Here is a 25515-nt window from a genome sequence, read left to right as displayed (position 1 = left end):
ATTATTTAATATTGCGGTCCTAAACATTAACGTTTTAAAGATTTCTAATCTTTAGTCACGAGTACTATACGCGGCTTGCTGCCGTCCTGCGGTCCGAGGATACCGTCCTGCTCCATCTGTTCGATGAAACGGGCAGCTCTATTGAAACCGATACGGAAACGGCGCTGCAACAGGGAGATTGAAGCCTTGCCCTGCCCTACAACGAACTCTACAGCCTCGTTGTAAACCGGATCGTCAGACTCTCCTGGCATTGAACCAGCACCGGGACCGGAAGAACCGGAATCCTTCCAATCAGTGAAATCAAGTTCGAAATCCTGCGGATATTTCTTCTTCCAGAAATCTACTACACCCTTGATCTCGTCATCTTCTACCAGTGCACCATGAAGCCTGCGCAGCTTGGAACCGCTGGGCTTGAACAGCATATCACCGCGTCCGAGCAACTTCTCAGCACCAACCATATCAAGAATGGTGCGCGAGTCGTGCTTGGAGGTCACCTGAAATGAAATACGAGTCGGGAAGTTGGCCTTAATCAATCCGGTTACGACATCGACAGAAGGACGCTGGGTAGCGAGAATAATATGAATCCCTGCAGCACGGGCCAGTTGTGCGAGACGTACGATGCTGATCTCAACGTCCTTACCTGCGGTGAGCATAAGGTCAGCAAGCTCATCAACGATGATGACCAAATATGGCATAGGTTCGAGATCTTCCAAATCTTCAGGCAGATCATCACCGGACTTGGCAAGCTTTTCGTTGTAGCTGGCGATGTTACGTACACCGAGGCGGGCCATGTTCTCGTAACGTTTGTCCATCTCGAAAACAGCCCATTCAAGCGCGGACTTGGCAAGAGCCATGTCTGTAACCACGGGGTGCACAAGATGTGGAAGGCTGGCATATACAGCCAATTCAATGCGCTTGGGGTCGATAAGCAGCAGCTTGAGTTCCTCAGGTCCGGCCTTGTAGAGCATGGACATGAGCAGACCGTTCAGGCAGACACTCTTACCTGCCCCGGTAGCCCCTGCAACAAGCAGATGCGGCATCTTAGCGAGGTCGGCAGAAACAGGTTCACCTTGAATATCCTTACCAAGGGCCATGGTCAGCGCAGACTTGGACTTGGTAAAACAACTGTGTTCGAAAATTTCGCGCAAGTAAACAGTCTGACGGTTATCATTGGGAATTTCAATCCCGACAGAATCCTTACCCGGAATGGGAGCCTCGATACGCACAGCGGTTGCTTTAAGTGCGAGAGCGAGGTCGTCGGTAAGGTTAGCAATCTTGCTGACCTTGACGCCCGGTGCGGGACGAAATTCAAACATGGTTACCACCGGACCGGGGATAACCTTCTGAACTTCACCGTCAATATTAAAATCCTTTAAGCAGACCTTTAAGGCTTCGGTCTTTTCTTCAAGGTCTTTGGGATCAAATTGAACCCCGGCAACCTTTGGTTCGGCGAGGAAATCGAGAGCCGGAAAATCAGTGCTGGTGTCGATTTTCTTAGCTTTGGGCTTTTTAGGTTTAGCCTTGGCTTTTTCTTTCTTGGCAGACTTGTCAGCAAAAGGTTTGAGAACGAGAACATCGCCATCTTCTTCTGCATCTACATCTTCAACTTCAGAATCAGCTTCCTTGCGGGCTTTAGCTTCAGCCTTGGCCTTCTTACGCTCAGCACGTTTAATCTTCTGCTCGGCCTGCATACGCTTGGCTTTGCGACCTACACGTTCTTTGTTCTTAAGCCAGAAATCAGTAAGCAGAGAGCGAATCCTCTTGCCTATGGCAGCCCAACTCAAATTCAAAGTCAGCTGAATCCCGGCAAGAGTCATGAACATCCAGAAAAGGAATGCACCCACGGGCTTGAGATACTTAAAAGACCATTTGGAAAGAAGCGCGCCAATAAAGCCGCCTTCGTGAATGACGAGAGTCTTCTGAAATTCAACCAGCCACGGATGGGAAGACCATGCAAGCAGGCAAACGTAAAGAAGTACCAGTCCAATCCAACGCCACCAAGGCTGACGAAGTGCGGAAATAAAGGAAGTGATCCCGAGAAAAAGAAAATAGAACGGAATAAGCCATGAGCCGAGACCAAGCATTTCAACCAGAATCCCGGCGGCATATGATCCGGCTGGGCCGATAAGGTTTTTAACCTTCCAGCTGCCGCTGACAGCCTGATTGAGGGTTGGGTCCCCCGGATGGTACGAGTACATGCTTATAAAAAGAAATGCGGCTAAAAAAATCCAGAACAGGCCGGAAATCTCTTTTGCGAATTTTCCGCTTGGCAGTGTCTCATCCTCCGTTTGTTCCCGCATAGGGGCAGGTTGGCGCAACGCCATCTATATATAGATGGACAGAATATTCAATTTTCGGGGAGCCAGAAGCCCCCCGAAAGAAGTAAGAGCTAATTACTTTTCACGACCGAGGTATTCGCTGGAGCGAGTATCTACCTTGATCTTATCCCCTTCGTTAATGAACAGGGGTACGTTGATACCGAGGCCGGTCTCGAGGGTTGCGGGCTTGGTTGCATTACTTACACGGTCGCCCTGTACGCCGGGATCGGTCTGGGTTACTTCAAGAATTACGGAAGCAGGCAGTTCAATACCGATAACCTCACCATTGTAAAGCAGAGCTTTGTTGGTTTCGCCTTCTTTAAGAAAACCGCCAGCAGTAGCGATAACGTCAGCAGCAACGTTCATCTGCTCGTAGGATTCGAGATCCATGAGTACGTAATCTTCACCATCTTTATAAAGATACTGCATTTCTTTGGTAGCCATGTCGGGCTTTTTCACTTTCTCACCGGAGCGGAAAGTCTGGTCGGTGATACGGCCGGTGAACATGTTACGCAGCTTAGTGCGAACAAATGCGCCGCCCTTACCGGGTTTGAAATGCTGAAATTCAACGATTTCATAAGGTTTACCGTCAATCTCAATCTTAAGTCCGTTTCTAAAATCTTTAGTAGAAATCATATTTCCTCCAATAAAATATTATTTGCAGGGCCTTAAACGGCGCCTTTTAGCGTTACCCCGCTGTCTTCATTTCGTTTAAGGTGACAGCAGCCGGCAGTTTTCTGCGGCTAATCTACTGCCACATGCGAAAACAATGCTTGAACGGCCAAGGCATAGCTCATTATTCCGAATCCGGCAATTACTCCAATACACTGTTTTCCCATAAAACTTTGCTGGCGAACGGGATCTTCGGTCCGGGCCCAGATGTTGCTGATATGAACTTCAACGCAGGGAACTTCGATCCACGCAAGGCAATCGGCAATGGCAAGACTGGTATGAGTGTATGCACCTGCATTGAAAGCCACACCGTCAATGCCGTCTTTACGGGCTTTCTCCAGCCTGTCGATCAGGGCTCCCTCAGAATTGGACTGAAAAAATTCCAGTTGAATTTCTTCGGCCTTGTCACCCATAAGTGTCTTTAGATGTTCAGGAATATCTTCAATTTTATCAGATCCGTATATCTCTGGCTGGCGTTTACCCACATATCCGAGATTGGGTCCGTTCAGAATCAGGAAGGTTTTCATCAAATCCACCTTTTGTGTTCAGGTTTAGGGAAAATATCCTTGTAATGATTGTCCTGCTTGACTAGCCTTGATAAATAAGTGAACAAGGCAAGTTCACGCAACAACGAATAATCAAGGACAATTCCTTATGGATAATACACTTACACTAATTAAAACAGTTTACGAGATCAATCAGCTTGAGGAAATCGCGGCTCCGCAGATCATTCTTGCCGGCCGCTCCAATGTTGGAAAGTCCTCGCTGATCAACTGCCTTGCCAGCCGAAAAAAGCTGGCCAAGATCAGTTCCACTCCGGGCAAGACCCGCAGCCTTAACTACTACGAAGTCAGCCCGCACGGTTACTATATAGTAGACCTTCCCGGTTATGGCTACGCCCGCTGCTCAAAGACGGAGCGTGCCAAATGGGCCAAACTGATTGATAAATACCTGCTTGATAACGCTTACGTAGCTGCTGCTGCAGTTCTGCTGGACAGCCGCCACAACCCGCAGCAGAATGATCTTGATCTCATTTCGTACTTCAAGCACTGCAATATTCCCATTATTCCGATTATGACCAAATCGGATAAGACCAAGCAGAAGGACCGTTCAAAGGTACAGAAAAAATGGGAAGATATCCTCAAAGTCAAGCCGATCTGCGTTTCCAGTAAAACCGGCATGAATCGCACCAGACTCTGGAATCTGCTGGACGTTACCGCAATTCCCGAGCTGGCAGAGATTGAGGAAGAAACTGAATAACTGATTTTCAGAAATATTCAAATCAAGGGCATTTCATCATAGGATGAAATGCCCTTTTTATTTAACTTGCTTTAAATTTGGTCAAATATTTACCGAGATGCTCAGGGACGAAGACCCATGCAATCCGGCCCAAAGCCAGCGAACTAACTAGAATATTACCCAGCCATGCGGCAACAATCGGCGGCAAGGCACCGGTATCACCGGCGGAAGCACCAACCATAAACAGCGCGTAATAGGTAAAAATGATGGCCAGCCCCAGACCGATATTCAGATATATATTTTCGGTAATCGTTACCAGAGCCAATGAGACAAGAGCCATGGTCAAAAGAGAAAATGCGTAGGCCCACTTGGAGTGCCATGCGGTAATCAGCCTATCTACACTGGAACCGGAAAGCTTGAGCTGTTCAATGACCTGATCAAGCTGCCAGAGCGGTAACTGGGCCGGATCAATATCCGGGTCAACAACCTTGAACACATTCAAATTCAGCTTGATGGGCATGGTAAAGATGGGATGCTTCTGTGATGCAAATTTATCCGGGCTAAGCTCCACAGCATTTTCAAGCTTCCAGCCGTACTTACTGCTGACCTCCGCACTCTCGGAGGTGATAACCCGTTTGATTCCACCATTACCTTCAGCAAACTCATAAACGGTAATGTCTTTAGCTCGGTTCCCGAATGGCATGACTTCCTTGGCTTCAACCACGAAACGCCCTTCCTTGAGCCAGATATTTTTCAATACCCGCTTATCAAGCATGCTTTTACGCACATCCTCTTTCCAGATGCGGTAGGCTTCCTGCTCCCCGTAAACACCGATAACCTGTGAAAAGAGCAGCTGCCCAAAAGACCAGATGACGGCGTAAATTACAAAGAATCTCAGAAACCAGATAAGTGAAAGACCACCGGTACGCAAAGCAAGCAGTTCCTTGCTCCGGGCCATAACGCACAGTTGCACGATCATGGATATCAGGAATACCGCGGGTAGAATCTGGGAGAAGATTAACGGCATTTTCACCAGAAAATATTTCAGGATAGTGCCCATGCCCAGTCCCGCCTCAATGAAATCATCCAGACGGTCGAAAAGGTCTGAAAGCAGATAAATTCCAGTACCTACCCCAAGACAAACGCACATGAGGAAGATATTCTGCTTCAAAACATACGACGCAAGATATCCGGGAAGAAGTCTGCGAATCATGCTTCTTTCCTCCTGAATTTTTTCAGAAACGGAATCCTGATACTGAATGAATGTTCCATAACCGCCATCTTAAGCAGAACCACTGAAATTATTGCAAAAGTTATATTCGGCAACCAGAGTCCGATCACCGGAGTAAGCACCCCGCTCTCCCCGAAAGTAACTCCAAGGGAAAGCATGGTATAATAAACAAGAAACAAGCCCATAGAAATGATCAGGCCGTACTGCTGTTTCAATCCCCTGAAGATACAGGCAATCGGCACAGCGAACATACCAAGAACCAGACATGCCACAGGCAGGGCCAATCTTTTTTGAACCTCTACTTGAACTTTTTTAAAGAAACCGGGATCAATATCTCCGGCTCGATCCCCGGCCCTGCTGATGCGCACCAGTTTTTTCCAGGACATTTCCTTGGGCCGCAATTCATCCACATCATAGCCTTTTAAAATATTGGCAAGAGGAATGCGCACGTCATAGTTCTTAAACTTAAGCACGCTGAGCTGGTCCTTTTCCTGCTGATAGATTTTACCATTTTCAAGATGAATAAGCAGACGGCCCATTTTAGGATCAGTACGGATTTCACCAAGAGGAGCCACAATAGTAGCGGTCATTCCTTTACGGGTGTTATCGCGCACAAATACAGAGCGCATGATACCGCTTTTTTCATCAACTCCGTCAGCATAGAAGACAAGTCCCGGAAAATTCTTGTTAAAAACTCCGGGCTGGATTGCCAACTGACTCTGGGTACGGGCAAATTCCATGAGAGCGTTACGAAAATTTTCCGTACCCCATGAAAGTCCATAGAGTGAAAAATAAAAATCCGCTCCGGTACAGAGCAGACAAAAAATGATCGGAGCAGGCAGCAACCTGTAGAGACTCAAGCCACCGGATTTAAGCGCAGTAATCTCATTATCCGCATTCATTCTTAAAAATGTAAGAAAGATCGAGAGCATAGTCGCGATCGGGGTAAGCATAAGCAGAAAAAAAGGACACAGGTACATGAAAAGTTTAGCCATTTCCAATGCACCAAGACTCTGTCCCATGAACAGATCCCTGAACTGGAGCAGCCTGCCTATGAGGATTAACCCCATGAACCCTGAAATGCTCAGCGTAAATATGGATATGAGTTCTTTAAAAATATTGCGATGAAGAAGCTTCAATTTAGTTCCCGCAAGATATGCAGACAATATAAGTTAATCACAAAAATAACGTAGACTTAATTGCAGTCCACCTAGGATAATCAAAAAATAAATCAGGTTTAGCAGTCCGGAGCTTCACCATTGTTTTCAGCGTAAAAACGTTCCATGAATTCCATATCCTTGGGAGACAGGTTAAATCTCATGGCAGCCTCTTCAAGCAAGGATTTCAGCGGTTTTCCAGTCTCAGAATGCTGTTCGGAAATCCATTTAATTGCTTTTCTGGTCAATTCACAGGGAGGCACAACAGTAGTCATATATTTGATCCTTGGTTAAAGACGTAATTGATTAATATATATCAGTACACCAGCTTGCCGCCCCTTGCAACTTTGTGCAGGCTGGCTTAACCAAGGCGAGTAACTTGAATTCTAGACCGGAACTTCCGGCAATAATAAAGGAATACCAATGACATCTCTATTCACAGCCGCCATACTTGGAATTGTAGAAGGACTTACTGAATTTCTCCCGGTCTCAAGCACCGGGCACCTGATTATCACCGGCCACCTGCTCGGATTCACCGGAGAAAAAGCCGCATCATTTGAAGTTGCCATCCAGCTAGGCGCAATCCTCGCTGTTGTTGTTCTTTACTGGTCCCGCTTTTGGGGGTTGCTCTTTCCAAAACCGGGCCAACAATTTTCCGGCATCCGTGGACTCTACCTGCTTTTTCTGACCAGCCTTCCGGCATCAGTACTGGGATTACTGGCTCACGATTTTATCAAGCAGCACCTCTTTAATCCCTATACCGTTGCATGGGCGTTGGGTGTAGGTGCAATCATGATCTTAATTGTTGAGAAAAAAGAGACCACCCCATCCTGTTTCACTCTGGACGAAGTCACACCGAAATTAGCTCTGGGGATCGGCTGCTTTCAATGTCTCGCCCTCTGGCCCGGATTTTCAAGGTCTGCCGCAACAATTATGGGCGGCATGCTTCTTGGTGCCAAACGCAAAATTGCTGCGGAGTACTCCTTCATTGCCGCTGTCCCGATCATGTTTGCAGCTACCGGATATGACATGCTCAAAAGCTACAAACTATTTACCATGGCCGATATGCCCTTTCTGGCAGTCGGATTTATTGTCTCTTTTCTTTCAGCTTGGGCCGCAGTCAAAGGATTCATATATCTGCTGGGCAAATTAACCCTGCGCCCCTTTGCTTATTACCGGTTGGCACTTGCCCCGCTGGTCTTGTTCTTCTGGAGTTAAAAAGAGCTAACAGGTCGTTAATTTAGATTATTTTAAAAAAAATTTAAAAAAAGTTCATTTTTTACTTGCCAAGCTCACGTAGAGTGTATAGTTACTCTCCTCGTTGGACGGGAAGTTCAACACCACAAACGTGGCGAGGTAGCTCAGATGGTTAGAGCATGCGGCTCATATCCGCAGTGTCGGGGGTTCAATTCCCTCCCTCGCTACCACGAAGATCTCAAGGCTCTGCAAATTTTGCAGGGCCTTTTTCTTTGTCCAAAACCGCAAAAGTAACATATAATTATTATACCGAAATTTTTATCATTTTTTACTTGCCAAGCGGATCAAGAGTGTATAGAAACTGTCCTCGTTGGACGGGAAGTTCAACACCACAAACGTGGCGAGGTAGCTCAGATGGTTAGAGCATGCGGCTCATATCCGCAGTGTCGGGGGTTCAATTCCCTCCCTCGCTACCACGAAGATCTCAAGGCCCTGCAAATTTTGCAGGGCCTTTTCTTTTACCCGCCACCTCAAGCCCCTATTATTAGTTTACTCCCGTTATTTCCAAGTACCGTCATTTCTGTTATTTATTTGGATAAGCTTCAAACTCAACACAGGATTTGTGCTTTGAAAAACAAATTATTCCCAGACCTCACTTATTGCTTAAAGAAATCTACTTTTTGCATACTTATCTTTTTGGTAGGCGCTCTACTTTGCTGCACACCCGATACTGTCTCTGCAAAAAAGCTTGATAAGGTAACTCTACAGCTTAAATGGTTTCATCAGTTCCAATTTGCCGGATATTATGCCGCCCTTGAAAAAGGATTCTATGAAGATGAAGGACTTGATGTAAGCATTGTAGAGCGAGACTTACGGCATAATCCTATCGATCAGGTATTGAACGGTGAATCCGAGTTTGGAATTAGCAACTCAGAAGTCCTACTTCATTACTTAAAAGGCAAAAACGTTGTTTTACTTGCATCGGTGTTCCAGCATTCTCCGTTGGTTTTTATTTCAAAAACACAACCCTTGATTCATTCGGCACAGGATTTAAAAAACAAAAATCTGCTCATGAGTTCAGCATCTCAGGACATAGAACTAAAAGTCTTGATGGAGCGAAATGGAGTTTCTTTAAATGACGTGAAACTTGTGGATCGCTTTGCCACTCCCGAAGACTACTTTGACCCTTCCATTGATATAATTGCTGCTTACATCACAAACCAGCCCTACTATCTGAAAAAAGAAAATGTCCCGTATTCAATAATCTACCCCTACACTCACGGGGTTGATTTTTATGGCGACACCCTTTTCACGTCCCGAGCCCAAATACAAAAATACCCGGAACGGGTTAGTAAGTTTTTGCGAGCCAGCTTGAAAGGATGGCAATACGCTCTTGAACACCCTGATGAACTGGTTGATATTATTTCCGAAAAATTCGGTTCCTTGAAAACCAAGGAACATCTTAAGTATGAGGCTGATACAATTAGAACCCTGATCCTGCCAACTCTGGTACGCATAGGACACAATAATCCCGTTAGATGGGAGCAAATAGGAGCTGAATTTAAACAACAGGGAATGGTGAACCAAACCAAAGATCTTTCAAACTTCTTTTTTAATCCGGCTGATGGACAAGTAACCATCAGGCAAGAGACAGCTCTTTTGGCAGCAGTCATATTTGCAGCGATCATGATCGTACTGCTTGCCTCTATTTTCGTTGCCGGTAAGTTCAAACAGGAAATCAACAATCGTTTGGAAATAGAAGAAAAGCTCAAAAAAAGTGAAAAATACTACCGAAGTCTTTTTGATAATACAGGGGCGGCAACAGTCATCATTGATCAAAAGCATACAATCATAAAATGTAATGAAAATTTTGCTCAACTATGCGGTACCACAGTAGAAAAAATCGAAAACAAACTTAAATGGACGGATTTTATCGCTCCTGAAGAGTATGAGCGGATGACAAGCTATGCTTCGTCAAGATTTTCTAGCAACCAATCTCCACCCAAATCTTATGATTTCAAATTCTTAAAGGCAGACGGAGAAATTCGAAATGTCCATGTAGATGTAGGAGTAATTGAAGGAAGTACCGATTGTGTTGCCTCCATCATCGATATGACCGAAAAGGTAAAAACGCAGGAACTTCTTATTCAAACAGAAAAAATGGTTTCTGTCGGTGGCTTAGCCGCTGGTATGGCCCATGAAATCAATAATCCTTTGGCCGGAATTCTTCAGGCTGTTCAGAACATTTACCGCAGAACCTCGCCTGATGTTCCGGCAAATAAAACTGCTGCAAAGGAAGTTGGCAGCTCCTGCGAACAGATTCAAGCATATCTTGAAAAACGTGGAATAATCAAAATGCTGGATGGGATTCATTCATCCGGTGAACGTGCGGCCAATATCGTGCATACCATGTTGAACTTTACCCGCCGTAACGATGGCGGCATGACTGTTTGCAATCTAAACAAACTTTTTGATGATATCATGAACATCATCACTTGCGATTACGATCTCAAAAGGAAATATGATTTTAAACACACTAAGATAATTAAAGATTACCAAGAAAATCTAGGCAAGGTTAATTGCTTGCGCATAGAAATTGAGCAGGTATTGTTGAACCTGGTCAAAAATGCCGCTTATGCGACCAACGAAATTTCCGATATACGAACCCCGACTATCACTTTACGTACTAAAATGGATGACAAATATATTACTGCCGAAGTAGAAGATAACGGACCGGGCATGAGCCCTGAGGTAAAGAGGAGAGTCTTTGAACCTTTTTTCACCACTAAATCACCCGGAGTTGGAACCGGACTTGGTCTTTCCGTCTCCTATTTTATAATAACCCAGAACCACAAAGGGACATTTGATATTGAGACGGAAATCGGAAAAGGGACCAAATTCACTATAAAATTACCAATCGTGTGATGAGCTTATGAATAAAAGAATATTTTTTATGATACTGGCTATGCTGGTACTGGCCTGCCCTGCTTGTGCTAAAAAACCTGTTTTATATCCCAACGAACAGTATAAAGAGGCCGGAGAAGCAAAGGTCTCGGATGATATCGCCTACTGCATGGAGTTTGCCGAAAAAAGCGTCGGTAACACTTCCAAAGCAAAAACTTCGGTTAAAACCGGAGTTAAGGGAGGCTTGATTGGAGGCGCTGTCGGCCTTGGGATCGGTATAGTAACAGGAAGTCCCGGTTCTTCGGCTTTAGCAGGGGCCGCAGGTGGCGCTGCAGGAGGAGCTGTCGGGGGAGCTATGCAGGACAATCCTGATCCATTGTATAGGAAATTCGTCGAACGCTGTCTCCGGGAGAAAGGCTATGAAACAATGGGCTGGAAATAATTCCGGCCCTTAAAAGCCATCATGAACAGGAATATATTTAAGCATTATCTCTTTGTATTCGCCTTCCTTTTTCATTTTCTTAAGTTCTGAACTAACCTTCTCAAATGCTTCAGAATCCTTCTTCCGCGAAAACGCAAGATATGTGTCTGACATGGAATAAACCAGTGGCAGCCCTGTTTTCGGGTCCAATATAGCTTCGATTTTACCAAGAAGATCATTATCATTCAAAAAGCTCAAAGCAGGATAATAATCGGCAAAAAAGAAATCAATCCTGCCCAAAAGCAACTTCTTAACATTAAGATCAATATTAGGAACTTCTTCAATCCGCTTGAAGTCGTTATTTTTCAAAGCCGAATCTACTTTCTCGCCATAGTAAAATCCCCGCCCAATACCACCTATGTATTTCTCCGACCCTTCAAAATCATCTGAAAAATAAGTATCCGTCCCTACACGGCGTAAAGCAACTACCTTTTCGGTTATCAGAACCGTTTCCGGATACCTTAAATACTTATTACGCTTTTCATTGAATCCAGCATTGAAGACCGCATCCGCTGTTCCTTTCTTTGCCATAGTCAAAGCTCTTTTCCATGGAACTATACGTATATCAGGGGTGTATCCGGCTCGGGTCGCAGCTTTCGAAACTATTTCAACTAAAAATCCGGTTGGCTTACCATTCTCAAGATACGTTTGAGGAGGAGTATCCAAGGTAACTAGGATTAAGCTTTTAGCACTAAGTACTGGCGGGAAAGCCATTAATACTAAAAGAACAAATAAAATAAGTCTTAACACGCTAGCTCCTGCTTCCTTAAAATTTCGACAACATATTAACACCAAAAACATTATGAAACAATCAAACCACTTCTGGTTCCACATTTAATGCATAATTTTAAATATTTTCAAATTTAGGGTATTCTTGAGAACATAATAAAATAAACCAATCCGGTGTTAAGTTTCTCCAATTAATGCCGATCATTTTTGTAATGTGGTATAACCTATAAAAATGGCTGAATTATGTTGAGATTACTGACCATACTTATCGCTATACTCCTGCTCCCAGCGTTGTCCTTTGCTTGGCCGGGTAAAATCGTGGCTGTGGAAGGAGCAACTTCTTTTATTGTGCTCAAAGATGGTCAAACACCGGTTAAAGTTAATATTCCCGGAGTAAAAGCAATACCGGGACTGGATGCGGCAAAAGCCCGACTCGAAAGCAGTAACCTCGTCCTTATGCGTGATGTTGATGTCAGAGAAATCAGCAAGGACGACGAAGGAAATATAATAGGTGACATAACTGTCGATGGAAAATCAATATCTAAAGAACTCCTCGATGAAGGCATCGTTCAAAGCACAGCAACCCCCGCCCCGTCAGTATCCACCAAAACTGATGAGCAGCCTAAAGAAGTTGCGCAACCTATTACTGCTGAACAAGCTCCAAGCGCACAAACCAAGACTGCTCCCACCAGCGAAGCAAGCGCTGCTAAAATTACTGACGATCTCATGCCGGAGAATTCACCGCAATCACCCCCTGAAGCTGTGCAAACTCCTATACGTAAGACAATGCCGCAAGCGCCACAGCCTCAACCTAAACAGCAAGTGCGTTATGTTCAGGTATATCAGCCTCAGCAACAACTGGGACTTTGGCCGGGACGCCCAGCCCCGACAGCAGCGCCACAACCTGCTCAACAGGTATATTACGTTCAAAAGCCGGGACTGCAACAGAATCAAGCAGCCGTGCCGGTAATCAAGACACAGGAACAACCGCAGCAGATGCAAAGCCCCGGTGATGCTGCAAAACGAGACTATGAACTGGCCGTAAGAGTTCAGAAAAAATCAAGAAGAACCAAGAATAAAGGATTTTTTGTTCCCAAAAAAAGCTCTGAAACATTCTTAGGGGTCGGCGGAGGAGCTCAGGCTGCCCTGTCTTCTAAAAGCGACACACCATACTCTTCTTTCGGTGGTCTGGGTGGAATCTCTGCGCGGCATTTCTTCCCGTCCGGATTCGGCATCGGCGGAGATTTTCTAATGGGCAGTTCTTCCGGCTCATCCGGAACTTACGGAACAACATATTATGATAACGGAACAATCAACAGCAACGGAACTGCGTATGATTATAAAAACAAAAATTTTACCACATATACATTTATGGGGTCATTACTCTACAGATTCTATGCTGACAGGAACTTTACACCCTACATAGCCGCTCACGGCGGATATTCATTTTTTGATTATCCAGGAACCATATTCAAAATCTCTGACGGAGCTCCTGTTGCAGGTGGCGGAGCGGGATTTCTCTATGAATTCGATTCCGGTTTCACTATCGGGCTTGATTCCCGTTACCTGAAGACTTTTGGGGGCAAGAAAGACGATCCCAATGGTTTCTTCGATACAATGTTTAACATAGGTTACACTTTCGACTGACCGCACTAAAACAAAATCTGCTTAATAGCCCTTAACTGAAACATCGTTAAGGGCTATTTTTATTTCATTATTGACTTTTTTTAACCCGAAGAGTACCACATATCACAAAAGAGTGACACACAATAACATCCGTTTTGAGATTTACGACTCAAAAGGAGAAAAAATGAAATTTAAATACCTATCAAGAGTGCTTGTATCGCTAATCCTTCTACTTATAATGAGCACACCTTCATTTGCCCACAGGGTAAATGTCTTTGCCTACGTTGAGGGCGATACAGTATTTACCGAAAGCTATTTCAGTAAAAAAAAGAAAGTGCATCAAGGTAAGATTGAAATTCTAAACGCAGATACAGGAAAAGTTTTACTCACAGGTGTTACTGATGATGGTGGACTCTTTGATTTCCCCATCCCTGAAGCAATAAAAATGGACAGAAACGGACTGTTAATCAATCTTCAAGCTTCAGAAGGACACCGAGGCGACTGGACACTAACCGCAGATGAGATTTTTCCTAATTCACCAGCAGAAAACAAACCTACAATCACCACCTCCTCTGCACAGTCATCCGAGCCTGTGCCCATGACATCATCTGTCGACACAACAACTTCATCAGCTGAAATAGCTCAACTAACAGCACAGGTAGAAAAGCTTACCAATAAAGTCGAGACCTTAAAGCGACTGATCATCAGCCAGCAAGAAAAAGGTCCCGGCGTTAATGAAATATTTTCGGGGATAGGTTACATCCTCGGACTTTTTGGAGTTGCTGCTTTTTTTCTCTCCCGGAAAAAATAGCTACCCTGACACATCAATGCACGGAGTGAGTTCATGCGAAAACAGATTATTCCCGTTCTGACCATTTTACTGGTTGTGGCCTTCAGCAGTTCTGCCTTTGCCCATTTTGGAATGTTGATCCCTGAAAATTCGATCATCAGCCCGAAAAAAAAGAATGCAGAGCTCCAGCTTTCATTTTCACATCCTTTCGAACTTATCGGGATGAATCTGGTTAAACCTCAAAAATTCAGTGTATTTTATGAGGGTAAAGAAACTAACCTTCTTCCTACCCTCAAAGAAAACAAAGTCATGGATCACGACTCCTTTAAGACTGAATACAAATTTAAACGCCCCGGCATGTATACATTTTTCATGGAGCCTACTCCCTATCCTGAGCCGGCAGAAGATAACTACATCATCCATTACACCAAGACTGTTGTTTCCGCTTTTGATGAAGGTGAAGACTGGAACAAACCTCTTGGCGTGAAGACTGAAATCGTTCCCTTAACCCGCCCTTGGGGTAATTATGCCGGTAATGTTTTTCAGGGAATTGTATTGCTTGATGGCAAGCCCGCTCCTTTCACCCGTGTAGAAGTTGAATTTTACAATAAAGATGCAAAACTGGAAGCGCCTTATGAATGTATGGTGACTCAGGAAGTTCTGTGTGATGAAAACGGCGTATTCACTTTTGCCTGCCCCAAAGCAGGCTGGTGGGGTTTTGCAGGTCTGAACGATGCAGATTACAAAATCAAAGGCAAAGATGTAGAGTTGGGTGCAGTTCTCTGGATTGAAATGCTTCCTTTTAAAAACAAATAAGATAAAACACAAACAGCCTTATTATAAAACTAAGCGAAAGGCCGGAGGAACTTCCTCCGGCCTTTACTTTTATCATTAAGCTAATTATGACAATATTTAAGCGAGTTTGTTAGGGCGACACTACATAGTGCTATATCACCAGTAATTACCAACTCTCAATGGAGAAAAGATGCTCAATCCTCAAGTTTTAGTTGTCGATGACAGCAAGACTATCCGAACTGTGATCAGTTCAGAATTGAAGAAGCATTCCATTGACGTAACTGAAGCTGTTAACGGCATACAGGGTCTGGACTACACCCGTAACCACCATTACGATCTGGTAATTACAGATATTACCATGCCGGGAATAGACGGTTATCAACTTTGCACTGAAATCAAGAGCAACCCCGATACCCAATCTACTCCGGTAATAATTTTATCCAGCAACGAACGGCACGAAGAAATCGAAAAAGGATTCGAAGTCGGAGCGGCCGCCTATATTACCAAGAACAAAGCCCGTCAGGACCTGCTCCCTTATATTAAAGAAATTCTTGATCGCGCTAAACTGCTCCGCGACAAACTTGTACTTGTTGTCGATGATTCCAAATACATACTGAACGTTGTCAAAACAGGACTAACCTCAGCCGGATTCAAAGTAATCACAGCCAGCAACGGTTTTGAAGCATTCGAAATAGCGAGCGAAATAGTACCGCATCTCATTCTTTCTGACATCAATATGCCGGTAATGGACGGCATCAAATTCTGCGAAAAAATCCAGAATCACCCCTCTCTTTCACATGTGCCATTTGTAATAATGAGTTCAGGTGCGGACAGAAGAACCATGCGCGAATTGTTGCACAAAGGCGCGGCTGCATTTCTGGTCAAACCTTTCAACATAGACCAACTTGTAATTACAGCAGAAAAATTACTCAGCGACCATTTTCAGATAGTGCTGCAGCAGCGTGAGATCTTCAAAAAAGAACGCACCCTGCTCATGGGCAGTATCACCAGCTTGATTCAGGCCTTGGAAGCGAGAGATTCCTATACACGCGGCCATTCTGATACTGTCTCAAACCTTTCGGTTAAAATTGCGGCAAAGCTTTCACTTAACGATTTTGATCAGGAAAGAATCGGATTTGCCGCAAAGCTGCATGATCTCGGGAAAATCGGAATTCGCGACGATATTCTGCTTAAAAACGGCCCGCTGAGCGATGAAGAGTTTGGAAAGATTAAAGAACACCCGGTACTTGGGGCTGACATTCTGAGCCCGATTCCTAGTATGGAAGACATCATCCCCGCGGTGCTGCACCACCATGAAAAAATAAATGGTAGAGGTTATCCGCACGGTCTTGTTGGCGGAGAAATTCCTTTATGGGCCAGAATCATATCAATTGCTGACGTATATGATGCACTAACCACAGACAGACCATATAAGGAAGCCTTCACCCATAAGGCTGCCATGGAATTCATTGAAGCCAAATCTGATGAAGAACTCTGCCCGGATTGCGCGCGGGCTTTTCAGGCTGTCATGTTAGAAAATGACAGCCCGTTGTATTAAATACCTTAGGCCGGATTCAACTTATCCAATCCTGAGACTTCCCACGCTTTATCTTTATCCACCTCTTCACCGCTCTCAAGGATCTGAGCTTCCAACTCCCCCGCCACATCAGCGCTTTCTTCAACACCCATTTTGAAAATACGTTTCTGATTGGAATCGTAAATGTAAGCCGCTTCTTCAAAGATATAAAACTTAAAAGGATTCTGCATAGTTCCTCCATAAAATTAATGTTCGTAAACACTGCGCTTTTATCACTTTGCGCAATGACAAGAAAGGGTTAATATTATAAAAATTCAACCATTAGCTCGAATTTTAATTACAACAGTATGGGAGCACGCATGAAATTCTCCAAAATCGCCACAATTGCGTACGCTATATTTTTTCTCGTCATAGTCTCATCTTCCACTGCGTTCGCAGATGTTTCGACCTACAAATGTAATCAAGGTCCAGCCTGCATTGATGAAAGGGTAAATTTCGGTACTGCCCAGATAAAATGTACAGACGTTAACGGTGACGTTCTTTCAGACTGGGTTTGTGAATATGAGCTGGAATATACCTGTACAAACCAATTGACCGGAGAAATCCGCAAAGGCGGCTTTGATCCAATGGCCTCTTCACTCTGCTCGAAGCTCTGCGGTCCATGCAAAGAAGGCTGGAAATAATTTAATTTTGTACTTTAAGAGCCCTTGCCAACAGCACGGCAATGATATAGAAAACATCTCTTCACCTGAAGGGGAAAGTGGCAATTCATTTGCCCGAACCCCCTTGCATCATCTTCCTGCGTGCATACAGTATAAGTAGGAAGTGTTCTTTGAAAAAATGGGGGCGCATTGGTTTCGACGGGGGTGAATGAAGCCAAGGTTGCAGGTCGTGGCGCCGCTGGCCACGTAAAAAGCGGCACAATCATAATTGCAAACGACAATTACGATTACGCAATGGCAGCTTAATTAAGCTGACCATGTCATAGCTTTGATGTCTGATATTAGCTTTGACAACAACCCCATCAGACTGGCTATCTCTGCGTTGCACGTCCGTAGAGAGGCGAGAACCTAGCACGCGCTGGCTCATATGTTGCCTGTTCAGGGGCGTTCATTTGGGCGAGAAACAATACTTGAACTAAACCTGTAGACATCTTGGTGGAGCATTCTCGGACGGGAGTTCGACTCTCCCCGCCTCCACCAACCAATTGAAATAATTGGATTTTTCAAAGAAAAAAAGGCTCATGGCATATCCACACCAGTTTGGTACATAGTGGAATGTTCATGAGCCTTTTTTTATGCCTTCAGTGCACCGATTTAACGCGCTAAAATCAAAGGGCAACTCAACACATTATCCCCTACCGCATTCAGGGTAATGCTATGGATCTTCTTAATATTTCCAATTCACCTCAGAAAATCTGATTGCAGAACCCAAGAGACTTTAGACCGCCTTTCCCCTCACTCAGCTTATAACAAGCACTTCGTCCTGCCCATTTCTCTCCTCAAGTGCTAATTCTTAATATTTCAACTGATATTGACTTTCAATCTCTGCAAGATTATATGCGACAATATTAATATCAAAATAACGGAGATAGCATTATGAAATCCACTCCACCTCCCCTAGCCCCATCTCGAGAATACAAGTCTTTAGAATTTTCAGCCCAGAATGGAATATTAGGTTCAAGATGTTTCCAGAATATTTTGCTCCGCCCGGGTTTGACACTGACCATTGCTAAGACCACACCCCGACGAAACCTAATAGCTAGCTTTGACAGGGACGAAGCACCTATACAATTTGGTTTTACGTATTCTGGAAAGAATAGATGCTCTTTTTCAAACGGGACACTACGTAATCAGGTAGACGAGATGCAGAGTGGATCAAACGGAATCTTTTATCTGCCTAAAATGTGTGGAATAATAGAACGTCCTAAAGACCAAACATCTTGTGTTTTAGGCATAATTGTTTCTCAACAATTTCTTCGTGAATATTTTGTGGACAATATGAGCGAACTGCCTCGAGATTTTCAAAAAACTCTTGATAATAGCAATGCAAATCCCATCCACTGGTTCGGCCCTCGTAATCCAGCCAAGCAACATCTTTTAACTCAAATTATCCAATGCCAATATGAAGGTGGATTACGGAAACTATTTCTTGAAAGCAGGGTCATGGATTTATTGTCCATGCAACTTCATGATTATTTCAAGTCTGAAACACCCACCCGTTCTGCATCGCAGCCGTTACGACCGGACGATGTAGAACGAATTCGAGAAGCTAGCAAATTTCTAATCTGCGATTTGGAAAATCCACCGAGTCTGCGTGAACTTGCAATTCATGTCGGCATTAATGAAAGAAAATTAAAAAACGGTTTCAGACAGGTCTTTGACACCTCTGTTTTCGGTTACTTCAGAGAATTCAGAATGCAAAAGGCGTATGATCTTCTTCAACGAGGAGATCAAAATGTTACTGAAGTCGCATTTTCTATTGGCTACCAAAATTTAAGCCATTTCAGTAGTGCGTTCAAAAAAAGATTTGGACTTCTGCCAAAACATTTTCAGACAAATCAACGACTTTTAACGACTCCTCTGAACAAATAGTCCCTACAGCGTTAATTTTTGCCCGAACACGATTAGTCACGCTTAAAACACAAGTGTATTGACCATGAATATCAAAATCAACCAAATGAAATTCAAAAGGTCAAACACTATGAAACAAACTAAATTTGCTTTTTTAATAGTCACATTCATTTTATTCAGCTCTTCAATTGCCTTAGCTGAAGACAATTCTATTAAAGGCAATCAGACATCTGTCACAATGGAACCGGTAACGGTGTATGCGGCTAAGCGTGAAGGTACTGCAAAAGAATTTGCGGGCAATATTTCAGTACTGGATGACCTGTTCATTGAAACACGCGGAATCGATAATCTTGAAAACCTGACCCGTTACGCCCCAAACATCTATATTAAAGACACCAGCTCCGGCGGATCAATTGTCTGCCGTGGTATTTCCACTATTGATACCTCTTTGTTCAGCCCTATGGGACTATACGTGGACGATGTGGCATATCCCCTTGGCTACATGAGTAACCAGAACATATTTGACGTTGAACGTGTCGAAGTTCTGCGTGGTCCGCAAGGGACGCTGTACGGGAAAAACAGTGAATCAGGAGTTATTAATATAGTCCTGAATCAACCAAACAATGAGCAACGTAACAAAATACTGCTGGAAGTAGGCAACTATTATACTGCAAGGCTGGGCATCAGCTCCAGCGGTCCTATCACTGAAGATAAACTTTACTACGGCATTTCCATGCAAGGACTGACAACTGACGGATATAACACCAATATCCTGACAAATGATGACGATGTATATGGTAAAGAAAACTTCAACGGACGCGGTACGATTCGCTGGACCCCGGATGATGCATGGGACATTACCTTCAATTTAGACGGTGCACTACGTAATCTTGGTATCAGCTCCCTGCGTTACATGGATGGCCAAAGTGCAACTGACCGTCACAAGGTTACTAGCAATGAAAGTGACAAAGCGACTGAAGAAGAAATCGGCCAGTCTGTAAAAGCAAAGCATACATGGCCGACTATGGAGCTGACCTCCATCACCAGCCATCGAACTTTCGACCGTGAACATCACCACGACTCAGACAGAACCGCCAAGCCCATCAGCTATTCTGATCTCAAAATGAGCATGGAGAGTTGGAATCAGGAGTTCCGCCTTGCCTCAAAAGGAAAAAGCAACCTCACATGGTTGGTGGGCTTAAACGGAAACTACGAAAACGTTGATGCCGGTATTGATTTTACCAATGTGAAAGCGTTTCTGAGTTCTTCGCGTTCCGGAAACAGTGAATCGACCTCTGGCGCTTTGTTCGGACAAGCTACTTACGAAATGATTGAAGGTCTGCGCCTTACGGGTGGAACAAGACTGGAGATTTCCCATAACACGGGTAAACAAACCTACACTCCAAGTACTGGGGCCACTTCCTATAAAAATTCTATTAATGACACAGAATTCCTCCCAATGGGTTCTCTGGCATATGACTTTAATCCCAATATCACTGCCTATACCACTGTTTCTACAGGCTTCTTAGCTGGAGGATTCAACTTTTATTCAGCCACAGATGCTGACAGCTTTGCCTATGGAGCAGAACACACCCTCAACTACGAGGCAGGAATCAAAACCAACTGGTTTGATAATATACTGACACTCAATCTTACTGCTTTTTATACTGATATTACTGACAAACAAGTTCGAGAGGCTGTTGCTGGAGGAGGCGTTGGAGCATGGAAATTCAGCAATGCAGCCTCCGCCCACACTCAGGGGATAGAAGTAGAAAGTAGCTATAGCCCAATTCCCGAGCTGAAATTCATTGCCGGATTTGGATACGCAGACTCTGAAATTGATAAATGGACAACAACAGCAGGCGGCACAACAGTTGACTACAGCGGTAAAAAGCTCCCTTGGGCTCCTGAATACACATATAATCTAGGAGTCCAATACAACCATGATAGCGGCCTTTTCGTCATTGCAGACCTATTAGGTACCGGGGAGCAATATTATGACGCAGCCAATGAGCTTAAGGGCGATGCATATGAAACTGTAAACCTCCGCCTTGGGTATACAACCGGCGACATAGAATTCTCCATATGGTCTGAAAATATTTTTGACACGGCCTATTCGGTAAAAAAAGTCGCTACCGCATCCGGTTCAACATTAGTTGAGGACGGCGCTCCTATGACCTACGGATTTACTCTAAACTGGAATTTCTAAAATGACACAGCAATTAAACACACTGACACCCTCACAAGATCTGGATTTCATTTTTGAGTTGATGGTCGGCCCGACACGCATGGCTGTACTCAAAACAGCCATAGATATGAAATTGCCGGATATTTTGGAAACAGCACAAGAGCCGAAGGACATTGCTGAAATTCTAGAAGTAGAAGCTGGCGAGTCCAATCTTATCTACTTTCTCGATGCAATGACTGCCTTGGGTTTCGCTGACAAGGAAAATGGAACTTATACGAACACCCCATTTTCAAAATCCTACCTGCTGACGACAAGCCCTACTTATCTTGGCGGTATGGTTGATAATATATCACAGATGCAGCATCGCAACCTTCTCCGAATCCCGGAATTAATCCTCCAAGGTCCACCAAAGGTGGAAAACAGAAATAAACTGGACAGAGAAGAAAAATGGAAAGAATCAGCGCGACATTTAGCCAACTATCAAAAGGCGGACATGGCAAAGCGCACAGCCTCTCTCATTTCTTCTTTACCGGAATACTCCAACATACAGCGCATGCTGGATCTGGGATGCGGCCCTGGCATCATGTGCATGGAGGTGGTTTCCAATCATCCGACTATGGAAGGATTTTTATGCGATATGCCCCCTCTTATAGAAGTCGCACAGGACGAAATTGCTGCAGCGGGACTTGAATCCCGAATACATACAATTGCCGGAGATTATAACGAAATCGACTTCGGGCAGAGTTATGACCTGATATGGACCAGCCAGACTCTTTATTATGTCAAAGATTTCAGCACCATGTTCTCCCGCATATATAAAGCTCTTAATCCCGGCGGACTGTTTCTCAGCCTACATGAAGGGCTTACCTGCGAACGGACCCAGCCATCGGACATAGTGTTGTCCCGCCTTTCTCTAGCTTTAGAAGGACAGGATGTTTCCTTTGAGCAGGGAGAAATTGCCTCTTATCTTCATGAAGCCGGATTCTATACAATAGAAATTAGAATCATGGATTTACCTTTTGGTCCGTCAGAACTGATTATAGCCCGCAAAAGTAGATAAAATCATGAAAAAAATATTCTTAATCGCACTATTACTCGCCTTTGCATTCCCTGCGCAGTGCAAAGAATGCCCTACTCTCGTTTTTTCAGGTCCCCCCATAGCTGAAAGTGTTCCTCTTATCGCTATGACTCAAGGACCAAAGATCTGGAAGCAGCCATTTAATGTAAAATTCATTCCCTGGCATTCGCCGGACATGCTCCGGGCCATGATCGTAGGAGGACAGATTGATGCAGCTATCATAACGACAGCTGCAGCTGCCACTTTGCTCAATAAGGGGGTTAAAGTACGCATTGCCCAACTTTATGAATCCCCGGTCTGGATTGTATCTCGAAACCCAGGACCGGACACACTGGAATCACTTAAGGGAACACTTCTTTTCCCCTTTGGACCGGGAGAGATGCCGGAATTGTTCTTCAAAGCAACAATAGGAAATAAGCCCAACAAAATAACTATCAGGCACACAAGCGGAGCTTTAGAGGCCGTTAATCTTTTACTGGCGGGTAAAGGAGACCACGCAATGCTAAGTGAACCGACGGCATCTGTCGCCATACAACGCTCTCAGGAAAAGCACGCCAATGGATCGCCCCTGCTGGTCAGAAGGATAAGTATGGGTAAAGCCTGGACAAAAACTTTTCCCGGCCACCGTCTTGCGGCAACAAGTATGACTTTCTTCGGAGCGCAGGCTGCCAGACCGGATCTGATACAAAATTTTCGCAAAGCCCACACGCAGGCATGTGAATGGGTAAAGCAAAATCCTTCCGAAGCTTTATACCTCACACAGCAGGAATTTCCTTCTCTAGCAACACAACTTCATTCCGGAGCAATAAAAGAAATCGATATTCACGCATTAAATGGCCAAAAAGCACAGAAGAACGCCTTGTTTTTCTTATCTAAAATCAAAGAGCTCTCCCCTGCTGCCATCGGCGGCCCCATACCGAATAGCGATCTGTTTGAGGTGAAAGAATGATTGATTTCCGGTCAGTGGAATTGCCTCCATCCTTTTATAATATTCTCGGTTTTATGCTGCTCATTTTAGGATGGGAAGCTTTAGCGCGAAATTATTCAGGTTTAGTCGTAGCAACTCCGGTTGAAACTATGTCCGCTTTATTTCGGCTTCTCGGAGATAAAGGTTTTCTGATGACACATCTGGTCCCGACTTTAAAACGCATTGCATTGTCTTTATGCATCGGGATCGGTAGCGGCGCAGTGCTCGGTGTTTTAGCCGGATTAATAGAACCCTTGCGTCTCATGCTTGCGCCAATCCGTTGGATCCTCACAAGCATCCCAGGCATAATCGTCGTAGTTGTTTTTATGCTCTGGTTCGGCATGGGAACTACTATGGTTGTAAGTATTACCTCTACCATGATCGCCCCCATTGTTTACGTAAATGTGGCAGAAAGCATGATGAATGTAGACAGCAATCTTATAGAAATGGCCAGAGTTTACCGTATGCCACTGCATATGCGCTTAACAAGAATATACGCAATGGCTCTTGCAAGACCGTTGCTATCTGCAGTGGTCATAGCCACAGGAAACTGCATTCGACTGGTTGTATTGGCTGAAATGCTTGGAACCAACAAAGGTCTTGGGCATGCATTGGCTATATCCAGAACCAATCTTCAAACTGACAGTCTCTATGCGCTGACAATGCTGGCAATGATTATCATAGGCGGTGTAGAAATTTTCATGCTGCGCCCTGCCCGCAAAGCCATTGAAAGGAAGCAGACATGCCCATCATCAAGCTAAATAATATTGATAAGAAATTCGGAAAAGACCCAATCCTTTCAAAGTTCAATCTGGAAGTTAAGCGTGGTGAGGTTTTGGCCTTGCTTGGACCCAGCGGCATCGGAAAATCAACGGTATTACGCATAATAGCGGGTTTGGAGAGTCCGGACTCAGGAAGCATTGAGATCGGAACTTCTCACATTGGATATGTATTTCAGGAAGCACGCCTGCTGCCTTGGGATACGGCATTAAACAACGTTGCTCTGCCTCTTCGTGCTTTAGGGATGAACAAGAATGATGCCATTGACCGGTCACGCTATTTTATTAGTCGTATGGAGCTTTCAAAATTCGAAAAGATGCTTCCCCACCAGCTTTCAGGAGGCATGCGCCAACGGGTCTCAATAGCCAGAGCCCTTGCAGTCAACCCCCAAATTTTACTGCTAGACGAGCCGTTCACAGGTTTAGACAAAAGGCTGAAAGACAATATGAGGTCTCTACTGGAATCTTCTTTAGAGACAAGCAATGCAGCAGTAATCCAAGTAACCCACGATCATTCTGAACTTCTAGATAGAACATCACGACGTTTATACATAGAACGCCAAGACGAAAACTGTAATTAATTTAAAAGAATAGAACAAAGGATAACGACTATGACACAAACTCAAATTTTCTGGAATGTTTTAAAGGATTTTCGTGATGACACCATGATAGTTCAAATTGCCCTTGTTATAGGTATGGCAATTGTAACCTGGATGGTCTTTACCAGACCGGGTAAAGCAACTGATACCTTTACCAAATTTTTCTTAGCACTGGCGTTCTTATGGAACTCGGTAGCCTGCTTTTTTATCGCATGCGGCAAAAGTCCAATGGCTAAATTTTTAGCCGGCCCCCTTTACGCCGCCATTGGTTTTTTATTCATTATTGACCTTCTCGTTACGAAAAACACTCATTTCGAAATATCACGATCTACGGGTGTGAAGTTAACCACGGCATTCTTCATACTAATGGCTTTCCTCTTTCCAGTACTTGGATATTTCACAGGACACCCGATGATCGCCCTGCCCGGATATCCCTGCCCATTAGCAGGATTTACTTTAGCCTTACTGGCTGCCTCCCGTAAAATCGATAGGGATATCTATTTTCTTACACTTATCTGGGCTTTTGTGAACATCCCGAAAAGCTTCGGGTTTATGAACTGCTACGAGGAAATCACTTTGGTTCTTACAGGATTCTATGCACTGGGAATGCTCAAATATAACGAAGCGCAACAAACAAAAAATCAATAATATTGAA

Annotated in this window: 24 protein-coding genes, 2 tRNA genes and 1 other RNA gene; 19 read left to right on the top strand and 8 right to left on the bottom strand. The window is 44.3% G+C overall.

Annotated elements, in window-relative coordinates:
- Positions 1 to 44: 44 nt before the first annotated feature.
- The 3 genes from DESAL_RS09500 to DESAL_RS09490 all read right to left on the bottom strand — a co-directional run bounded on the left by DESAL_RS09500 (position 45) and on the right by DESAL_RS09490 (position 3517).
- A complete protein-coding gene (locus DESAL_RS09500; protein ID WP_015851773.1) occupies positions 45 to 2300 on the bottom strand; it encodes a DNA translocase FtsK in 2256 nt (751 codons plus the stop codon).
- A gap of 93 nt (positions 2301 to 2393) precedes the next feature.
- Positions 2394 to 2954 (bottom strand): elongation factor P, encoded by a 561-nt coding sequence (gene efp, locus DESAL_RS09495; RefSeq protein ID WP_015851772.1) that lies wholly within the window; start codon positions 2952 to 2954, stop codon positions 2394 to 2396.
- Positions 2955 to 3061: 107 nt separating this feature from the next.
- Positions 3062 to 3517: a type II 3-dehydroquinate dehydratase gene (locus DESAL_RS09490; RefSeq protein ID WP_015851771.1), complete on the bottom strand. Its 456-nt coding sequence runs from the start codon at positions 3515 to 3517 to the stop codon at positions 3062 to 3064.
- Positions 3518 to 3644: 127 nt separating this feature from the next.
- Between DESAL_RS09490 and yihA the strand changes: the two genes are divergently transcribed.
- Positions 3645 to 4250 carry a ribosome biogenesis GTP-binding protein YihA/YsxC gene (gene yihA, locus DESAL_RS09485; RefSeq protein WP_015851770.1) on the top strand — a complete coding sequence of 202 codons (606 nt, stop codon included), beginning with the start codon at positions 3645 to 3647 and terminating at the stop codon, positions 4248 to 4250.
- Positions 4251 to 4311: 61 nt separating this feature from the next.
- Here the strand turns inward: yihA and DESAL_RS09480 are convergent, their stop codons facing one another.
- From DESAL_RS09480 to DESAL_RS09470, 3 genes are all read right to left on the bottom strand, one after another.
- Complete coding sequence (locus tag DESAL_RS09480) at positions 4312 to 5442, bottom strand: LptF/LptG family permease (protein WP_015851769.1); 1131 nt, start codon at positions 5440 to 5442, stop codon at positions 4312 to 4314.
- Complete coding sequence (gene lptF, locus DESAL_RS09475; protein ID WP_015851768.1) at positions 5439 to 6599, bottom strand: LPS export ABC transporter permease LptF; 1161 nt, start codon at positions 6597 to 6599, stop codon at positions 5439 to 5441. The genes DESAL_RS09480 and lptF overlap by 4 nt, the downstream gene beginning before the upstream one ends.
- A gap of 98 nt (positions 6600 to 6697) precedes the next feature.
- On the bottom strand, positions 6698 to 6892 hold the full coding sequence (locus DESAL_RS09470) for a hypothetical protein (RefSeq protein ID WP_015851767.1): 195 nt from the start codon (positions 6890 to 6892) through the stop codon (positions 6698 to 6700).
- Between the two features lie 148 nt (positions 6893 to 7040).
- On the opposite strand from DESAL_RS09470, the gene DESAL_RS09465 reads away from it, so the two are divergent.
- The 5 genes from DESAL_RS09465 (at position 7041) to DESAL_RS09445 (ending at position 11160) form a co-directional block, all read left to right on the top strand.
- Positions 7041 to 7835, top strand: coding sequence for an undecaprenyl-diphosphate phosphatase (locus DESAL_RS09465; protein WP_015851766.1), 795 nt, complete (start codon positions 7041 to 7043; stop codon positions 7833 to 7835).
- Positions 7836 to 7967: 132 nt separating this feature from the next.
- Positions 7968 to 8044, top strand: a tRNA-Met gene (locus tag DESAL_RS09460).
- Positions 8045 to 8213: 169 nt separating this feature from the next.
- A tRNA-Met gene (locus tag DESAL_RS09455) sits at positions 8214 to 8290 on the top strand.
- 151 nt (positions 8291 to 8441) lie between these two features.
- On the top strand, positions 8442 to 10739 hold the full coding sequence (locus DESAL_RS09450; RefSeq protein ID WP_015851765.1) for an ABC transporter substrate-binding protein: 2298 nt from the start codon (positions 8442 to 8444) through the stop codon (positions 10737 to 10739).
- A gap of 7 nt (positions 10740 to 10746) precedes the next feature.
- Positions 10747 to 11160: a glycine zipper family protein gene (locus DESAL_RS09445; RefSeq protein ID WP_015851764.1), complete on the top strand. Its 414-nt coding sequence runs from the start codon at positions 10747 to 10749 to the stop codon at positions 11158 to 11160.
- Between the two features lie 9 nt (positions 11161 to 11169).
- Here DESAL_RS09445 and DESAL_RS09440 read toward each other — a convergent pair whose 3' ends face one another.
- Positions 11170 to 11949, bottom strand: a complete 780-nt coding sequence (locus DESAL_RS09440) for a substrate-binding periplasmic protein (RefSeq protein WP_015851763.1) — start codon at positions 11947 to 11949, stop codon at positions 11170 to 11172.
- A gap of 222 nt (positions 11950 to 12171) precedes the next feature.
- Between DESAL_RS09440 and DESAL_RS09435 the strand changes: the two genes are divergently transcribed.
- The 4 genes from DESAL_RS09435 (at position 12172) to DESAL_RS09420 (ending at position 16697) form a co-directional block, all read left to right on the top strand.
- Positions 12172 to 13575, top strand: a complete 1404-nt coding sequence (locus DESAL_RS09435) for an outer membrane beta-barrel protein (protein WP_015851762.1) — start codon at positions 12172 to 12174, stop codon at positions 13573 to 13575.
- Between the two features lie 163 nt (positions 13576 to 13738).
- A complete protein-coding gene (locus tag DESAL_RS09430; RefSeq protein WP_015851761.1) occupies positions 13739 to 14365 on the top strand; it encodes a hypothetical protein in 627 nt (208 codons plus the stop codon).
- Between the two features lie 33 nt (positions 14366 to 14398).
- The gene (locus DESAL_RS09425; protein WP_015851760.1) at positions 14399 to 15160 is read left to right on the top strand and encodes a DUF4198 domain-containing protein; all 762 of its coding nucleotides are present in this window, start codon (positions 14399 to 14401) and stop codon (positions 15158 to 15160) included.
- Between the two features lie 169 nt (positions 15161 to 15329).
- Positions 15330 to 16697: a response regulator gene (locus DESAL_RS09420; protein WP_015851759.1), complete on the top strand. Its 1368-nt coding sequence runs from the start codon at positions 15330 to 15332 to the stop codon at positions 16695 to 16697.
- A gap of 5 nt (positions 16698 to 16702) precedes the next feature.
- On the opposite strand, the gene DESAL_RS09415 is transcribed toward DESAL_RS09420, so the two are convergent.
- Positions 16703 to 16906: a hypothetical protein gene (locus tag DESAL_RS09415; protein ID WP_015851758.1), complete on the bottom strand. Its 204-nt coding sequence runs from the start codon at positions 16904 to 16906 to the stop codon at positions 16703 to 16705.
- 129 nt (positions 16907 to 17035) lie between these two features.
- Here DESAL_RS09415 and DESAL_RS09410 point away from each other — a divergent pair, with 129 nt between their 5' ends.
- The 9 genes from DESAL_RS09410 to DESAL_RS09375 all read left to right on the top strand — a co-directional run bounded on the left by DESAL_RS09410 (position 17036) and on the right by DESAL_RS09375 (position 25508).
- Positions 17036 to 17359, top strand: a complete 324-nt coding sequence (locus DESAL_RS09410; RefSeq protein ID WP_015851757.1) for a hypothetical protein — start codon at positions 17036 to 17038, stop codon at positions 17357 to 17359.
- Between the two features lie 159 nt (positions 17360 to 17518).
- Positions 17519 to 17878: a transfer-messenger RNA gene (gene ssrA / locus DESAL_RS20050) on the top strand.
- A 396-nt stretch (positions 17879 to 18274) separates the two neighbouring features.
- The gene (locus tag DESAL_RS09405) at positions 18275 to 19270 is read left to right on the top strand and encodes an AraC family transcriptional regulator (protein ID WP_015851756.1); all 996 of its coding nucleotides are present in this window, start codon (positions 18275 to 18277) and stop codon (positions 19268 to 19270) included.
- A gap of 109 nt (positions 19271 to 19379) precedes the next feature.
- Entirely contained in the window at positions 19380 to 21458 is a 2079-nt protein-coding gene (locus tag DESAL_RS09400) for a TonB-dependent receptor (RefSeq protein WP_015851755.1), read from the top strand.
- Position 21459: 1 nt separating this feature from the next.
- Positions 21460 to 22497, top strand: a complete 1038-nt coding sequence (locus DESAL_RS09395) for a class I SAM-dependent methyltransferase (protein ID WP_015851754.1) — start codon at positions 21460 to 21462, stop codon at positions 22495 to 22497.
- A gap of 4 nt (positions 22498 to 22501) precedes the next feature.
- Positions 22502 to 23464: an ABC transporter substrate-binding protein gene (locus DESAL_RS09390; RefSeq protein WP_015851753.1), complete on the top strand. Its 963-nt coding sequence runs from the start codon at positions 22502 to 22504 to the stop codon at positions 23462 to 23464.
- Positions 23461 to 24243 carry an ABC transporter permease gene (locus tag DESAL_RS09385; protein ID WP_015851752.1) on the top strand — a complete coding sequence of 261 codons (783 nt, stop codon included), beginning with the start codon at positions 23461 to 23463 and terminating at the stop codon, positions 24241 to 24243. Before DESAL_RS09390 ends, DESAL_RS09385 begins: the two co-directional genes overlap by 4 nt.
- Positions 24225 to 24842 (top strand): ABC transporter ATP-binding protein, encoded by a 618-nt coding sequence (locus tag DESAL_RS09380; protein ID WP_015851751.1) that lies wholly within the window; start codon positions 24225 to 24227, stop codon positions 24840 to 24842. The genes DESAL_RS09385 and DESAL_RS09380 overlap by 19 nt, the downstream gene beginning before the upstream one ends.
- 30 nt (positions 24843 to 24872) lie before the next feature.
- Positions 24873 to 25508 (top strand): DUF6064 family protein, encoded by a 636-nt coding sequence (locus DESAL_RS09375; RefSeq protein WP_015851750.1) that lies wholly within the window; start codon positions 24873 to 24875, stop codon positions 25506 to 25508.
- Positions 25509 to 25515 lie beyond the last annotated feature (7 nt).

The organism is Maridesulfovibrio salexigens DSM 2638, from assembly GCF_000023445.1.
In the GTDB taxonomy this organism is placed as follows: Bacteria; Desulfobacterota; Desulfovibrionia; order Desulfovibrionales; family Desulfovibrionaceae; genus Maridesulfovibrio; species Maridesulfovibrio salexigens.
The sequence above is the reverse complement of the archived record's forward strand: the minus strand, read 5'-3'. Positions and strand labels throughout refer to the sequence as shown.

Excerpts from the sequence above, each read along its gene's own strand:
- DESAL_RS09500 (WP_015851773.1), bottom strand. The coding sequence starts at position 2,300 with ATGCGGGAACAAACGGAGGATGAGACACTGCCAAGCGGAAAATTCGCA.
- efp (WP_015851772.1), bottom strand. The coding sequence starts at position 2,954 with ATGATTTCTACTAAAGATTTTAGAAACGGACTTAAGATTGAGATTGAC.
- DESAL_RS09490 (WP_015851771.1), bottom strand. The coding sequence starts at position 3,517 with ATGAAAACCTTCCTGATTCTGAACGGACCCAATCTCGGATATGTGGGT.
- yihA (WP_015851770.1), top strand. The coding sequence starts at position 3,645 with ATGGATAATACACTTACACTAATTAAAACAGTTTACGAGATCAATCAG.
- DESAL_RS09480 (WP_015851769.1), bottom strand. The coding sequence starts at position 5,442 with ATGATTCGCAGACTTCTTCCCGGATATCTTGCGTCGTATGTTTTGAAG.
- DESAL_RS09470 (WP_015851767.1), bottom strand. The coding sequence starts at position 6,892 with ATGACTACTGTTGTGCCTCCCTGTGAATTGACCAGAAAAGCAATTAAA.
- DESAL_RS09465 (WP_015851766.1), top strand. The coding sequence starts at position 7,041 with ATGACATCTCTATTCACAGCCGCCATACTTGGAATTGTAGAAGGACTT.
- DESAL_RS09445 (WP_015851764.1), top strand. The coding sequence starts at position 10,747 with ATGAATAAAAGAATATTTTTTATGATACTGGCTATGCTGGTACTGGCC.
- DESAL_RS09435 (WP_015851762.1), top strand. The coding sequence starts at position 12,172 with ATGTTGAGATTACTGACCATACTTATCGCTATACTCCTGCTCCCAGCG.
- DESAL_RS09430 (WP_015851761.1), top strand. The coding sequence starts at position 13,739 with ATGAAATTTAAATACCTATCAAGAGTGCTTGTATCGCTAATCCTTCTA.
- DESAL_RS09425 (WP_015851760.1), top strand. The coding sequence starts at position 14,399 with ATGCGAAAACAGATTATTCCCGTTCTGACCATTTTACTGGTTGTGGCC.
- DESAL_RS09420 (WP_015851759.1), top strand. The coding sequence starts at position 15,330 with ATGCTCAATCCTCAAGTTTTAGTTGTCGATGACAGCAAGACTATCCGA.
- DESAL_RS09415 (WP_015851758.1), bottom strand. The coding sequence starts at position 16,906 with ATGCAGAATCCTTTTAAGTTTTATATCTTTGAAGAAGCGGCTTACATT.
- DESAL_RS09410 (WP_015851757.1), top strand. The coding sequence starts at position 17,036 with ATGAAATTCTCCAAAATCGCCACAATTGCGTACGCTATATTTTTTCTC.
- DESAL_RS09405 (WP_015851756.1), top strand. The coding sequence starts at position 18,275 with ATGAAATCCACTCCACCTCCCCTAGCCCCATCTCGAGAATACAAGTCT.
- DESAL_RS09400 (WP_015851755.1), top strand. The coding sequence starts at position 19,380 with ATGAAACAAACTAAATTTGCTTTTTTAATAGTCACATTCATTTTATTC.
- DESAL_RS09395 (WP_015851754.1), top strand. The coding sequence starts at position 21,460 with ATGACACAGCAATTAAACACACTGACACCCTCACAAGATCTGGATTTC.
- DESAL_RS09390 (WP_015851753.1), top strand. The coding sequence starts at position 22,502 with ATGAAAAAAATATTCTTAATCGCACTATTACTCGCCTTTGCATTCCCT.
- DESAL_RS09385 (WP_015851752.1), top strand. The coding sequence starts at position 23,461 with ATGATTGATTTCCGGTCAGTGGAATTGCCTCCATCCTTTTATAATATT.
- DESAL_RS09380 (WP_015851751.1), top strand. The coding sequence starts at position 24,225 with ATGCCCATCATCAAGCTAAATAATATTGATAAGAAATTCGGAAAAGAC.
- DESAL_RS09375 (WP_015851750.1), top strand. The coding sequence starts at position 24,873 with ATGACACAAACTCAAATTTTCTGGAATGTTTTAAAGGATTTTCGTGAT.